General features: G+C 59.0%; 1 pseudogene. It reads left to right on the top strand.

Annotation, left to right across the window (positions count from 1 at the left end):
* Nucleotides 1-82 precede the first annotated feature (82 nt).
* Nucleotides 83-542: pseudogene (locus tag B1A85_RS23735) on the top strand (hypothetical protein); the annotation flags it as partial.

The following is a 542-nucleotide window of genomic DNA, read 5'->3' as shown; positions in this document are numbered from 1 at the left end:
TTTTGTGGCTTCCTTGGTCGTTGGTGTCGTGTATTGTTCCAGGTTTGTTGGGGGGATTGGCTCAACATGTTGGGTTGTTGGCGTGTTGTCGGCAGGCGCCGGTGGTTGTGTTGTTGCGTGGTCCGTTGGTGGTGTGTTGTCTTCCGGGTCAGTTGGTGGTGGCGTTTCTTTGTCCGTTGGTGGCGTGTTGTCTACCGGGTCAGTTGGTGGTGGTGTTTCGGTGTCCGTTGGTGGCGTGTTGTCTTCCGGGTCAGTTGGCGGCGTGTTGTCTACCGGGTCAGTTGGCGGCGTGTTGTCTACCGGGTCAGTTGGTAGTGGTGTTTCGGTGTCCGCTGGTGGCGTGTTGTCTACCGGGTCAGTTGGCGGGGTGTTGTCTACCGGAACGGTTGGTGGCGTGTTGTCAACTGGGGCAGTTGGCGGGGTGTTGTCTACCGGGTCTGGTGGTAATGGCGTTTCGGCGTCCGCTGGTGGCGTGTTGTCTACCGGGTCAGTTGGCGGCGTGTTGTCTACCGGGTCAGTTGGGAGGGGGGTGTCTATTTCCG

Origin of the sequence: Chroococcidiopsis sp. TS-821 (assembly GCF_002939305.1) — a bacterium.
Classification (GTDB): Bacteria; Cyanobacteriota; Cyanobacteriia; order Cyanobacteriales; family Chroococcidiopsidaceae; genus Chroogloeocystis.
This window is presented reverse-complemented; position numbering and strand designations above follow the sequence as displayed.